Below are 12,329 nucleotides of genomic sequence, written 5' to 3' on the forward strand. Positions count from 1 at the left end.
GGGTGCCCCGCCTCCATCGCACAGGTGCAGTAGGGGTAATGCGCCCGTGCGGGCGAAGCGATCGCTGCGGCCAGCGCGGCGACGAGCCAGAGATTCCGTTTTCTCATTGCGCTTCTCCGCGCTGCTTCAGCCACGCGATGGTGGCGGGTGATGCTTCGTTTAGAGGAATGGCCACCTGGTGCACGGTGCCATCCCAGCCCTCGACGGTCAGCCACAGGGCGTCGTCAGGCCTGGCGCGCTGCGGGATCGGCACATCGGCCATCTGTCGATAGGGAGCTCCCGACAGGACGACGCCGGCGGCACGCAGTGAGCGCGGCTTGCCGACCTTGAAATAGCTCGCCTTGATATGAGCGGCGTCTTCAGTGTTCCAGCGGATGGCGAAGGTCTTCATATGACCGGCAAGGCCCTGGTCGATCGGCGCATCTGCCATGTATTCGGCAACGCTGACATGCCAGGGGCCGATGGCCATCTCACCCAGTTCGCGCTGGCCGAGGCCGGAATCGCCGAAGAACAACGCCTCCTCGCGGAGGAATTTCGGAGCAAGCGCAATCGGAATGATGAGCAGCAGGACACTGAGATGAAAGCGCCACCGATGCCGCCCGCCGGGCAGACCGGCATGGGGATTGGTCTTTACCTTCGCCGTGCTCATTCCGCCGCCTCCCGCGCACGGCCCACCGACGGCGCGGCACGCTCGGCCCTGACATCGCGCACCAGCTTGGCGGTCGCCTGCGCCGTGCGCTTCAGCCAGATCATCATGCCGGAGAACACCATCATGGTGAGCAGCAGCCCGAAGACGAAATAGACGAGCTTCAGCCAGAGACCGGCGAAGTCGCCGGTATGCAGCGGGCGCATGCTCTCGGTCACGAGTTCGAGCGCCGACCGGTCGGAGACCCGGCGCGTCCATTCGACCTTGCCATTGTAGGGATTGACGTTGGCGGTTTCGAAGATCAGCGGATAGGCCCCACGCCCGCCGACGACGATATGGCTGAAGGCATTGCCGGGCAGCGAGACGAAATCCGGGCTCAGATCCGGAAATTTCTCGCGGACCAGCTCGCCGGCCCGGTCTAGCGAAATCCACGGCGCCTTCGCTCCGCTCCCGGCCGGTATGTCCTCTCGTGCCACGACCGGCGGCACGCCGGCGGTCGAAACGGTGATGCTGTTGTCCGCGAGAATCTGCTGGATCAGGAACCAGCCCGCCGTCACCGCCATGATGGCGATGAACGGAACGGACCAGATGCCTGCCAGCCGATGGAAATCGCCCCAGAAGATGCGCGCACCGTTGCGCAGACGCAGGCGCGGGTTGAGATAGCCGCGCCAGAATTTCTTGTAGACGAGAAGCCCCGTGACGAGCGAGCCGAGCATGGGGATCGACAAGGCCGAGACGAGATACCAGCCCCAGCTCGTCGCCCCGACAAAGGGCACGAGCAGCCAGCCGTGCAGCGCGCGCATGAAGTAGCGGAAGTCGAACACGCCGCCGACGCCCTGGATGGCGCCCGTATACGGGTTGACGTAGAGCGAACGTGTCCGTCCGTCCGGATAGGTCACGAAGACATCCAGCGCGAAGATCGACTTCACCGGGCGCGCGATGGAGTTCACCGCGATACCGGGCTCGGCCTGCTCCACGGCGGCAAGGACCGCATCGTAGCCGAGCGGCACGGCATCCGGCGCCGGGCGGTTCGCCCGAACCTCCGGCTTTGCCAGCCACACGAGCTCCTGGCTGACGGTCGCAATCGTTCCCGTCAGGCAGACGAAGAAGATCAGGACCCACAGCGGCAAGGCCAGCCAGCTATGAACGATCAGCCACAAACGGGACGTCTTCTTCTTTTCCTTCGCGGGCCGCATCGCTTCCAACAATTCCAAACTTCCAAAACGCCAGGACAATGGCTCTACTGTCCAGGACGAACGACGCTGCCCGGCGCCTCACCCCTCAAAGTGAAATATTTTTCCAAGTTGGTGCCGGCCGGCGTCCCGCCCGCCTGTCTTCGTTCCCCGGAGGTGCTGCGGAGCGGCAGGAGGAAGTTTCGCGGTCCGCATGACACGCGATGCCGGCAGAACCGAGAAGGGCGACGTTTCACAACCCGCTACGAACGCAGGACGGTCCACGTCAAAGGCTCATCCATCTCCTCGTCGCGACGATAGGGATGCAGCGCATGCCGATCCGGCCTGGTGCAATTCCGGCAAACGTGCGACGCGTTCTCGCGATTCGAGGAAACGCGCTAATAGGCGGAGCGATACAGTGACAGCGCATCCGCTTCACTCAATGGCACCGGATTGTTGGCGAGAAGCCGGGTCTGCAACATCGCGTCGGCCGCAAGCGTTGGAAGCATGTCTTCCACCACGCCGGCGTCGCGCAGCCGGCGCGGCGCACCGGAAGCATCCATAAGCTCCAGCATGCGATCGAGAAAGCGGCGGGCGCAGTCCATTTCGCTTTTCGCGCCGACGAGATCTGCGCCGACGGGCACGGCAAGCCGGGCGTAAAGCGGCGCTGCGGCCTTCAGGTTGAAATCGAGCACCGGTCCGAGCATGAGCGCATTGGCGAGGCCGTGGGGAATGTGGCAGCGGCCGCCGAGCGGATAGGCCAGGGCGTGGACCGCGGCCACAGGCGCATTCGCGAAAGCCTGCCCGGCCAGCGTCGCGCCGAGAAGCATCGCCTCGCGCGCCGTGCGGTCACTGCCGTTGCGGCATGCGGCAACCAGGTGGGTGGACAGAAGCCGCAACGCCTCGCAGGCGAGAAGGTCGGATATGGGGTTCTTCCTGTGCCGCGACGTATAGGCTTCGATCGCATGCACCATGGCGTCGATGCCGGTTGCGGCCGTGTGGAGCGGCGGCAGGCCGCAGGTGAGCGCCCCGTCGAGCAGCACGCGGTCGGCATAGAGCTGGTCGGCGACCACGCCCATCTTCGTCGTCTCGCCCGTGGTCAGGATCGTGATGTTGGTCACCTCCGATCCCGTGCCGGCCGTGGTCGGGACCTGCACGAGCGGCAGGCGCCCGCCCTCGACCTTGCCGATGCCGTAGAGGCTGGCAAGGCTTTGCCCGGACCGGATGAGAACGGCGGCGAGCTTCGCCACGTCCATGGACGAGCCGCCGCCGAAGCCGAGCACGATGTCGACCTGCGCGGCCCTGGCGCGCGCGACACAATCGAGAAGCACGCTTTCGGGCGGGTCGGCAACGACGGCGTCGAACACGGTGACGGCGAAGCCGCTCGCCTGAAGCGAGGCAAGCGCGGGGTCCAGAACGCCCGAGGCCCTGAGGCCGCCGTCCGTGACGAGCAGGAGGTTGCGCGCGGCAAACCAGGCACCCAGCCTCTCGCCGATATGGGCCGCTCCGCCCCATTCGACGGCAAGGCTCGGAACGGTGTCGAACTGGAACGGCTGCATGGGATCAGGCCGCCAGATAGCCGCCGTCGACGGGCACGATGGCGCCGTGGACATAGGAAGCGTCTTCCGACAGGAGGAACGCCACGACCCGGGCGATCTCCACCGTGGCGGCCCACCGGCCGATGGGAATGCGCGCGTCGATCCGGGCGCGCCGCGCCGCATCCGCCCGCGCCCCTTCCGAAATGCGCGTCTCCACCCAGCCGGGCGCCACCGCGTTGACGCGGATGCCGCTCGCGCCCCAGGCCACGGCCAGCGAACGCGTCAGCGCGGCGACGGCCCCCTTGCTGGTGCCGTAGGCGGGCGCGACGGGGTTGCCGAACCAGCTCCACATCGAGGCGATGTTGACGACCGCGCCGCCGCCGCGCTGGAGCGCGTCGCGGGCCGCGGTGCAGGAGGAAAGGACGCCGGTGACGTTGACCGCCATGACCTTCTCGAAAACCGCTTCCTCCCACTCCCTGCCATACTGGATGGTGCCTGCGCAGGTCACGAGCCCGCCGAGCGTCTCGACCCCTTCGAAGACTTTGGCCAGCGAGGCCGCATCGGTGACGTCGCATTCGACGAAGCGGGCGGCATCGGGAAAGCCGTCCTCCCGCTCCAGGCCCGCAGCCGTCACCTGCCAACCGCGCTCGACGAGCACCTGGGCCGTCGCCAGCCCGATGCCGGTCCCTCCCCCGGTAACCACCACGTTTCGTGTCTCTCCCATCGTCAGTTCCTTTCGTCGAGGCTCCGCATCGCGCGCACGAGATCGCCGGCATCGAGTTTCCGATAATAGTTCGGCGCATAGGGCGCGGCGAGCCCGATCTCGGCCATGCGCCGGAAATCGGCCTCTGCCGTGATGCCGAACGCCTTGAAGCCGGTGGGCAGGCCGATGCGGCGGAAGAAACCGGCAAGCGCGCGGATCTCCTCCGCGCTGCCCTGCCCGGCGGCGAGCTGCGTCAGCGTGCCGAGCGCGACCATTTCGCCGTGCAGCAGGCCGCCTAGTGCCGGCATGACCGATAGTCCGCGCACCATGGCATGGGCAATGGAAAGGCCGCCGCTTTCAAAGGCGAGGCCGCTCAGGAGCACGGCCGCCTCGACGACGCGCTCGAAGGCCTCATCGGGCTCGGTTGCCGCCATGGCAGCCTCGCTGTCGGCGAGAAGGATCTCCTGGGCGCGGGAGACGATCGCCTGCGTCAGTTCCGTCGGCCGGCCCGAGAAGAAGTTGAGCCCGCCGCCGGCCAGCGCGCCCGCAAGCTCGTAGGGCTTCGACATCGCATCGCCGATGCCGGCGGCAAGGAACCGGCGCGGCGCCCCGGCGATGACGGCGGTGTCGACCAGCACCAGCACGGGATTGGTCTTCATGCGGCGCACGCCTTCGACGGCGTGATCCGGCGTGTAGACGACGGCGATGTGGCTGGTGGGGCTGTCGTTGGAAGCGATCGTCGGCACGATGGCGACCGGCAGGCCGCGCTCGATCGCGGCCCCCTTCGCGGTGTCGATCGCCTTGCCGCCGCCGACGCCGATGAGAAGCCGGGCATCGCCCGCTTCCGCGGCGCGCGCGGCGATTTCCGCAGCGGTGCATTCACCCCCGAACGCCATGAGGCGGGCATCGGGCAACTGGCGGAGGATGCGTTCGCCGAGAAGGCTGCGGGCAACCGGATCGATGACCACGGCCACCGGCCCGCCCCCGACGATCACCACCTCTTCCGCCAGCCGGTCGATGGCGCCCGGCCCCTGCACATAGCGCAGCGGCGCCCCCAGGATACGCATGGTCATGGCATCACCCTTTCACGGCGCCGGCCGTCAGGCCCTGGACGAAGTAGCGCGACAGCGCCAGGAAGGCGGCGAAGAGCGGCAGGGCAATCAGCGTCGATCCCGCCATCACGTCGCCCCAGCGCAGGTCGAAGGCGCCGATCATCGAGGCAAGGCCGAGCGGCACGGTCTTGTTGGCGTCCGAGCCGATCATGACGAGCGCGAAGGTATAGTCCGTCCACGACAGCAGGAAGGCGAAGATCGCGACCGTCACGAGGCCGGGAACCGAGAGCGGCAGCACCACCCGCAGGAACGCGCCGAGCCGGGTGCAGCCATCGACCATCGCCGCCTCCTCCAGCTCGAAGGGCATGGTCTTGAAGAAGCCCCAGAGGAACCAGACGCCGAGCGGCATGGTGATCGTCAGGTGCGAGATGACGAGCGAGAGCAGCGTGTCGTTGAGCCCGACGACCGAGAACATCGCATAGAGCGGGATGGCGAGCAGCAGCGGCGGGAACATGTAGGCATAGAGCATGCCGGCGATGATCATCTGCTTGCCGCGGATGCGCTGGCGCGTGACGCCATAGGCGATCATCACCGACAGGACCATCGTCAGCGCCACCGTGGTCACCGCGACGATCAGGCTGTTGAGGAACTGTCGCGGATAGTCGGTCTGCGCCAGCAGGCTGGTATAGTATTCCAGCGTCCAGCGCTGCGGCACCAGCGACGGGTTCATCAGCATTTCCTGCGTGGGGCGCAGGGAGGAGACGATCATCCAGTAGATCGGGAAGGCGCTGTAGACGGCGAGCACGATCGCCGCGAAGTAGAGCCCCATGCGGCCGGCGATCCGCCGGGGTCGGATTTGCCCGCTCATTTGCCTTGCTCCATCGGGAATACGCGGAAGTAGATCGCCACGGCGACCATGAGGACGAAGAAGGAGAGCGTCGCGATGGCCGCACCGCTTCCGATGTCGTAGAGCGCGAAGGCCTCCCGGTAGGACAGGACCGGCAGATGCTCCGTGGCCCCCAGCGGCCCGCCGCCCGTCGCCAGCCAGACGACATCGAACTTGTTGAACATCCACACGCCGCGCAGAAGGATGATGACCGTCAGGATCGGCCGCAGCGAGGGCAGCGTGACATGGAAGAACTGCCGGATCGGCCCGGCGCCATCGACGCGCGCCGCCTCGTAGAGCTGGCCCGGCACCGTCTGCAGGCCGGCGAGGAACGTCGTGGTGACGAACGGCGTCCACAGCCAGACCGAGATCATGATGACGGAGACCATCGAGGCCGTTTCCGTTTCGAACCAGTAGATCGGCGGCAGGCCCCAGTCGTCCATCAGGATCGTCACGATGCCGAGCGAGCCGTCCACCATCCACTTGAACACCAGCACGGCGACGACCGTCGGCAGGAGATAGGGCAGGAAGGCGAGCCCCCGCAGCAGCGACCGGCCGATGAAGTTCTGGTTCAAAAGCAGCGCGAAGCCGATGCCGAGCACCACCTGCAGCACGATCGCAAGCCCGGCATAGACGATGCCGTTCCACAGGGCGTTCCAGAAGGCGGCGCTCGCCAGGACCTGGGCGTATTTTGCAAAACCGACCCAGACCGGATCGGCCGTCAGCGACGGCATGTCGTAAAAGCTGAGGGATACCGCGTACAACGCGGGGCCGACGATCAGCAAAAGGGTCGCAAGGACCCCGACGCCGAGAAAGCCGGGCAGCAGCCAGCGGGTCATTCGAAAACTCCTGTGGGAACGGGCCGGGGGAGAGGCGCGCCCTCCCCCGGCGTCTCGTCACTTGATGACGTCGCGCATCTTGGCCGCAGCCTGCGCCACGGCCTCGGCCGAGTCCATCTCGCGCAGGATCTTGTTCTGCAGCATTTCCGGCATGACGAAGGATTCGAACACCTTGCCCGGCCGCACGTCCGGCCGCGGGCCCTGCGTGTCGATCGAGGTCAGGACGACCGATCCGTCGGTGACGAGGTTGCGCATCTGGTCGATCTCCGCGCCGAACTGCTTGATCAGCGCATTGTCGCGCCAGCGCTGGTCGTCGTAGATGTCGAGCCGGGCCGGCTGGAAGTGCACGGGCGCGCTGTGCAGGAAGTCGACCATGCGGTCGGTCGTCAGCCAGCGCATGAACTCCATGGCATTGCCGGTATTGTCGGTCTTCAGCACGACCCAGCCGTCATAGCCGTGGCTGACCGCCGTCTGCTTTCCGGCGCTGTCCATGTAGGGCATGATGCCGAGGCGCCCGCCCATGTCGGGATTGTCGCGCGCCGCCGCCTCGTAGACGCGCCCCGCATAGGCGCCATGCGCGACCGTGCCGGCAACGAGGTTCGACAGCACGTCCGAATAGCCGGCCTGAAGCGCGCCGGGCGGCATGGTGGCGTAGAGCCGCGCCATGAAGTCGAGATAGGCGGCGGCCTTCGGCTTCATCTCGTCATTGTCGATGATGACGTTCCACTCGTCGTCGAAGAGCTTGACGCCCTCGGCCCACAGGAAGGCGAAGGACATCCAGTTGGCCGCGCCGTTGGAGCCGATGGGGAACAGGCACCCCTTCTGGCGGCCCTCAACCAGCGCCTCGCAATTGCCGGCGAAGGCATCCCAGGTGTTCGGCACCGAGAGGCCCTTCGCCTCGTAGAGATCCTTGCGATAGTAGATGAGCGCGAGGTTGTAGTCGAAGGGATACCAGTAGACCTTGCCGTCGATGGGGAAAAGGATGTTGTTGCCCCATTTGAACTCGTCGGTGAGCTCGTTCAGCGGCACGATCTGCTCCTCTTCGGCGAGGAGAAGGACCTGGCCGATGAAGCCGACATTGGCGACGTCATAGGGCGTGCCGGAGCGGATGCCGTTGGTGATCTTGGTGAAGGCCTCGTCCAGCGGCACCGAATCGACGATGACCTCGACGCCGGCCTTCTCCTTGTATTCCGTGGCCATCCTGGCGAAGAAGGCGAGCGTGTCCTTGCCCGTCTCGCAGTTCAGAAAGCGGATGGGGCGTTTTTCCTGCGCGCGTAGCGCAGGCGCGGCCAGCCCCGACAGCGCAAGGCCCATGCCGAGCGCGCCCGCGCCCTTGAGGGCCTGCCGCCGGGTCCACACGCCACCCTTGGTTTTTTCGTATGTCATGTCTTCTCCTCCCATGATCCGCCCCTTGTGCGGACGCTCCCGATGCGTTGGCCGTTACCGGCCGGTGGTAAGCCTTTCGCCGCTTTCGCGGTCGAAGAGATGGATCGCCGCCTCCGGTACGGCGATCCTCATGCCGCTGCCCAGCGCCACGTCGTCGCGGCGGCCGGTCATGACGCGCAGGCGGCGTCCCGCCAGCTCGCCGATGAACAGGGTCTGCGAGCCGAGCTGCTCGATGCCGCGGATGGTGAAGGGCAGCCCCTCCCCGGCCGGCGCGATCGCCTCCGGCCGCATGCCGACCGTCACGCGCCCCTCCCGGCGCGTAAGGCCCGATGGGGCAGGAAGCGAAACGCCCTCGCCGAGCACCAGCCGCCCGTCGGCAAGGTCCGCGTCGATGAGGTTCATCTCGGGCGAGCCGATGAAACCGGCGACGAAGGCGTTGGCCGGGCGGTCGTAGACCTCCAGGGGCGAACCGATCTGCTGCACCCGCCCGTCCCGCATGATGACGATGCGGTCGGCGAGCGTCATCGCCTCGGTCTGGTCGTGCGTGACATAGAGCATCGCCTTGCCGATGCGCCTTTGCAGCAGGGCGATCTCCTCGCGCATGCGCGAGCGCAGCTTGGCGTCGAGATTGGACAGCGGCTCGTCGAGCAGGAAGACGGCCGGATCGCGCACCAGCGCGCGACCGAGCGCCACGCGCTGCATCTGGCCGCCCGAGAGCTGGCCGGGCTTGCGGTCCAGCAGATGCGTGATGTCCAGCATCTCGGCCGCCGCATCGACCCGCTTCGTGATCTCGGCCGTGTCGGTGCCCCGCATCTTCAGGCCGAAGGACATGTTTCCCCGGATCGTCTTGTGCGGGTAGAGCGCGTAGTTCTGGAACACCATCGCGATGTCGCGATCCTTCGGCTCCAGCGCCGTGACGTCGCGCCCGCCGATATGCAGCTTGCCGTCGCTGATCGTCTCGAGGCCCGCGACCATGCGCAGCGTGGTCGACTTGCCGCAGCCCGAGGGGCCGAGCAGCACGATCAGCTCGCCCTTGGCGATTTCCAGATCGACACCCTCCACCGCGACCACCGGGCCATAGGTCTTGCGCAGCTTGCGCAGACTGACTTCCGCCATCACTTCGCCTCCCTGATTGCCCGGACCGTCTCGTGGTTGACCGGGGTCAGCGCCTCCTTGGCCGCCCGGAAACGGGCAAAGCCCGCATCGTAGATCCCGGCGACGCCTGCGGCCGGGGTCAGGGTTTCGGCCACCTTGATGACGCGGGCCGCGTCCGCCGTGTCGGCAAAGACACCGGCGCCGATGCCGGCGATGAGGGCCGCGCCGTAGGACGCATCGCCTTCCGCCGGCACCTCGATCGTGAGGCCCGTGACATCGGCGATGATCTGGCGCCACAGGGCGCTGCGCGTGCCGCCGCCGACGAGGCGCGCGGTCGCGAAGCCCATGCCGCGGGCGTGCAGCACCGTCAGGCAATCGCGCAGCGTGTAGGCGATGCCTTCGTAGAGCGCGCGGCAGATGTGCGGTGCCCCGTGCTGGAAGCCGAGCCCCACGAAAGAGGCCCGCAGGTCCGGATCCCAATAGGGGCTCCGCTCGCCGTTGAGATAGGGATGGAAGAGCAGGCCTTCCGACCCCGCCGGCGCTTCCCGCGCCTTCTCGTCCATGCCGTCGAAGCCGATCTGCGAAAACAGCGCATCGCGCAGCCAGCGATGGGCGGAAGCGCAGGAATTGGTGCCGAGGATGGCGTAGTGATGGCCCGGAACGAGATGCGGGTAATGGATGACGTCGTCGGAGAAGACCGGCGCGGCGGTGAGCGTGGAGACCGTGCCCGCCGTCGCCAGCTTCAGCGCGCCGATGCCCGGCCGCGTCATGCCGGCCGCATAGGTTTCCGCATTGGTATCGGACGTGCCGCAGACGACGGGCGTTCCCGCCCGCAGCCCCGTCTCGGCGGCGGCCGCCGCCGTCACGGTCCCGGTCGTCGCGGTCGATCCGACGATCTGCGGCAGCACGCCGGGCTCCAGCCCGGCCATCGCGCACAATTCGGCCGACCAGCCGTCGCGCTGCGCGTCGGCCAGCATCAGGCCCCAGGCATCCGTGAGATCCGTGGCATCGCTGCCGTCGAGACGGCGGCGCAGCCAGTCCTTGGCGGGCCGCAGGCGGCGGATGCGGGCATGCACCTCCGGCTCCTCCTCCCGCAGCCAGACGAGCTGCGGCAGGGTCCAGGTCGGGCTGACCCGGTTGCCGGACAGTTCGAGGATGCGCGGGCCGCGGGCGGCCCTTTCCCGCGCGACCTGCGGGCCGGAACGCTGATCGTTCCACATGATGGCCGGGCGCAGGGTCCTGCCCGTTTCGTCCTCCAGGACATGCGTATGGGCGCCCGCCGTCACGGAGACGGCGGCGACGCGGCCGGGATCGATGCCGGCCTGCCAGATCGTCCGGAGCGACTGCACCAGGGCGGACCACCAGCCTTCCGGGTCCTGCTCGCTGAAGCCGGGTTTCGGCGTCAGCGTTTCGACGGGAACAGAGGCGGTGGCAAGGACCTTCCCGTCGCCGGCAATGACCGTCGACTTGAGCGATCCTGCGCCGAGATCGATCCCGAGCAAGAGGATGTCAGACATTGGCACCCCTGTCGCGGTAGGGATCGACGGCGCCAGCACGGGGCGGGAAGCCGAGCTTGCCGGGATTGAACAGGTTCTGCGGATCGACGGACGCCTTGATGCGGCGCAGGAGATCCATCCCGACGCCGTGCTCGCCATCCATCCACGGCCCGCGGAAGAGGCCGCTGCCATGATGATGCGCGATGGAGCCGCCATGGACCAGGGTCTCGCCGGTCGCGATCTCCCACATCTTCTGATGCAGTGGCAGCGCCGCGGCCTGGTCCATGGGTGGCAGGCGCAGGGTCATGTACTGGCAGACGCCTTCCGGATAGACATGCGACCAGTGGGCGCTGAAATGCGCGTCCGGCGACACTTCCGCCGCGATGCGCGCGGCGATCGTGTCATAGAGCGCGGTCGCATTGCTCCAGTTCACCGTCACCTCGATCGTGTCGTTGTAATAACCACGATCGAGCCATTGCTTGGTGATCGAGTGGTAGCGCTTCGCCCGCCACTCGTCGAAGGGACGCGTTTCGGTCTCGACGGCGTCGACCTCCTGCGCAAAGCCGCGCACGAGCGCCGCCTCGGCGGCCACGATGGCCGGCTCGCCGCAGACGACGATGTTGGCCATGACCGGGCGGGTCCGGTAGGCATCGATGCCTTCCGTGCGCAGCGCGGTTTCCTTTTCGTCGTAGAGACGGACGATCCGCGGGTGCAGGCCCGCCTGCATGATGCGCTTGGCAAGCCCCAGCGCGGCGGCCCGGTCCGGCAGGGCCAGCACGATCGCCTCTTCCGCCGCCGGCAGCGTCCAGATGCGCATGGTCAGCTCCGTGATGACGGCGAGCGTGCCCTCGCTTCCCACGATGACATCGAGCACGGAAGGACCGGAGGCGCGCTTGGGCAGCGGGCGGACCTCCAGCACGCGCCCGTCGGGCATGACGGCCTTCAGGCCGACGACGATGTTCTCGATCTTGCCGAAGCGGCTCGATTCCTGGCCGCCGCCGCGGCAGGCGGCCCAGCCGCCGACCGTCGAGATGGTGAGCGACTGCGGCAGGTGGCCGGAGGTGTAGCCTTCGGCATTCAGCGCGTCCTCGAAGGCTTCGCCGTTCATGCCGGCCTCGACCGTCACGAGGTTGTTCTCGCGGTCGATGCCGAGGATGCGGTTCATGCGCTGCATGTCGAGCATCAGCTCCTCGCCGAGCGGAATGATCCCGCCGAGGACGCCGGAGCCGCTGCCATAGGGGATGAGCGGCTTGTCGACCTCGCTGGCCTTGCGGACGATCGCCGAGACGTCCTCGGTGCTGGCCGGGCGCAACACCAGACCGGGCAGCGTGCCGACCAGCGCGCCTTCCCGCGCACGGAAGTTCGCATAGGGCAGACGGTCATGTGCGTAACCGGCACGCGCGGCCTCGTCCACCAGGACGTTTTCCGCGCCGATCAGCTCCGAAAGCTCGGAGACGAGATCACGTTCTTTCAACGGCTTTTCCTCCTCTATGTCCTGCGAAACCCTCGATCTCAC

The 12,329-nt window shown here is 67.3% G+C and carries 11 protein-coding genes; all 11 read right to left on the reverse strand.

What is annotated here, in order from left to right; genetic code table 11:
• Nucleotides 1-103 precede the first annotated feature (103 nt).
• Nucleotides 104-649, reverse strand: coding sequence for a thiamine pyrophosphate-binding protein (locus EV665_RS10780; RefSeq protein WP_133034097.1), 546 nt, complete (start codon nt 647-649; stop codon nt 104-106).
• Nucleotides 646-1,806, reverse strand: coding sequence for a PepSY-associated TM helix domain-containing protein (locus EV665_RS10785; protein WP_245507685.1), 1,161 nt, complete (start codon nt 1,804-1,806; stop codon nt 646-648). The genes EV665_RS10780 and EV665_RS10785 overlap by 4 nt, the downstream gene beginning before the upstream one ends.
• A gap of 410 nt (nt 1,807-2,216) precedes the next feature.
• The gene (locus EV665_RS10790; protein WP_133034099.1) at nt 2,217-3,377 is read right to left on the reverse strand and encodes an iron-containing alcohol dehydrogenase; all 1,161 of its coding nucleotides are present in this window, start codon (nt 3,375-3,377) and stop codon (nt 2,217-2,219) included.
• A 4-nt stretch (nt 3,378-3,381) separates the two neighbouring features.
• Nucleotides 3,382-4,080 carry an SDR family NAD(P)-dependent oxidoreductase gene (locus EV665_RS10795; protein ID WP_133034100.1) on the reverse strand — a complete coding sequence of 233 codons (699 nt, stop codon included), beginning with the start codon at nt 4,078-4,080 and terminating at the stop codon, nt 3,382-3,384.
• Between the two features lie 2 nt (nt 4,081-4,082).
• On the reverse strand, nt 4,083-5,132 hold the full coding sequence (locus EV665_RS10800; RefSeq protein WP_133034101.1) for a glycerol dehydrogenase: 1,050 nt from the start codon (nt 5,130-5,132) through the stop codon (nt 4,083-4,085).
• Between the two features lie 4 nt (nt 5,133-5,136).
• Nucleotides 5,137-5,979 carry a carbohydrate ABC transporter permease gene (locus EV665_RS10805; protein WP_064332934.1) on the reverse strand — a complete coding sequence of 281 codons (843 nt, stop codon included), beginning with the start codon at nt 5,977-5,979 and terminating at the stop codon, nt 5,137-5,139.
• Entirely contained in the window at nt 5,976-6,836 is an 861-nt protein-coding gene (locus tag EV665_RS10810; protein WP_133034102.1) for a carbohydrate ABC transporter permease, read from the reverse strand. The genes EV665_RS10805 and EV665_RS10810 overlap by 4 nt, the downstream gene beginning before the upstream one ends.
• A 57-nt stretch (nt 6,837-6,893) precedes the next feature.
• Complete coding sequence (locus EV665_RS10815; RefSeq protein ID WP_245507686.1) at nt 6,894-8,222, reverse strand: ABC transporter substrate-binding protein; 1,329 nt, start codon at nt 8,220-8,222, stop codon at nt 6,894-6,896.
• 54 nt (nt 8,223-8,276) lie between these two features.
• Nucleotides 8,277-9,338 carry an ABC transporter ATP-binding protein gene (locus EV665_RS10820; RefSeq protein ID WP_133034104.1) on the reverse strand — a complete coding sequence of 354 codons (1,062 nt, stop codon included), beginning with the start codon at nt 9,336-9,338 and terminating at the stop codon, nt 8,277-8,279.
• A complete protein-coding gene (locus EV665_RS10825; protein WP_245507687.1) occupies nt 9,338-10,834 on the reverse strand; it encodes a xylulokinase in 1,497 nt (498 codons plus the stop codon). Before EV665_RS10825 ends, EV665_RS10820 begins: the two co-directional genes overlap by 1 nt.
• A complete protein-coding gene (locus EV665_RS10830) occupies nt 10,827-12,287 on the reverse strand; it encodes an FAD-binding oxidoreductase (RefSeq protein WP_162853030.1) in 1,461 nt (486 codons plus the stop codon). Before EV665_RS10830 ends, EV665_RS10825 begins: the two co-directional genes overlap by 8 nt.
• Nucleotides 12,288-12,329: the final 42 nt, after the last annotated feature.

The organism is Shinella granuli (assembly GCF_004341885.1).
Classification (GTDB): domain Bacteria; phylum Pseudomonadota; class Alphaproteobacteria; order Rhizobiales; family Rhizobiaceae; genus Shinella; species Shinella granuli.

Excerpts from the sequence above, each read along its gene's own strand:
- EV665_RS10780 (WP_133034097.1), bottom strand. The coding sequence starts at position 649 with ATGAGCACGGCGAAGGTAAAGACCAATCCCCATGCCGGTCTGCCCGGC.
- EV665_RS10790 (WP_133034099.1), bottom strand. The coding sequence starts at position 3,377 with ATGCAGCCGTTCCAGTTCGACACCGTTCCGAGCCTTGCCGTCGAATGG.
- EV665_RS10795 (WP_133034100.1), bottom strand. The coding sequence starts at position 4,080 with ATGGGAGAGACACGAAACGTGGTGGTTACCGGGGGAGGGACCGGCATC.
- EV665_RS10800 (WP_133034101.1), bottom strand. The coding sequence starts at position 5,132 with ATGACCATGCGTATCCTGGGGGCGCCGCTGCGCTATGTGCAGGGGCCG.
- EV665_RS10805 (WP_064332934.1), bottom strand. The coding sequence starts at position 5,979 with ATGAGCGGGCAAATCCGACCCCGGCGGATCGCCGGCCGCATGGGGCTC.
- EV665_RS10810 (WP_133034102.1), bottom strand. The coding sequence starts at position 6,836 with ATGACCCGCTGGCTGCTGCCCGGCTTTCTCGGCGTCGGGGTCCTTGCG.
- EV665_RS10815 (WP_245507686.1), bottom strand. The coding sequence starts at position 8,222 with ATGACATACGAAAAAACCAAGGGTGGCGTGTGGACCCGGCGGCAGGCC.
- EV665_RS10820 (WP_133034104.1), bottom strand. The coding sequence starts at position 9,338 with ATGGCGGAAGTCAGTCTGCGCAAGCTGCGCAAGACCTATGGCCCGGTG.
- EV665_RS10825 (WP_245507687.1), bottom strand. The coding sequence starts at position 10,834 with ATGTCTGACATCCTCTTGCTCGGGATCGATCTCGGCGCAGGATCGCTC.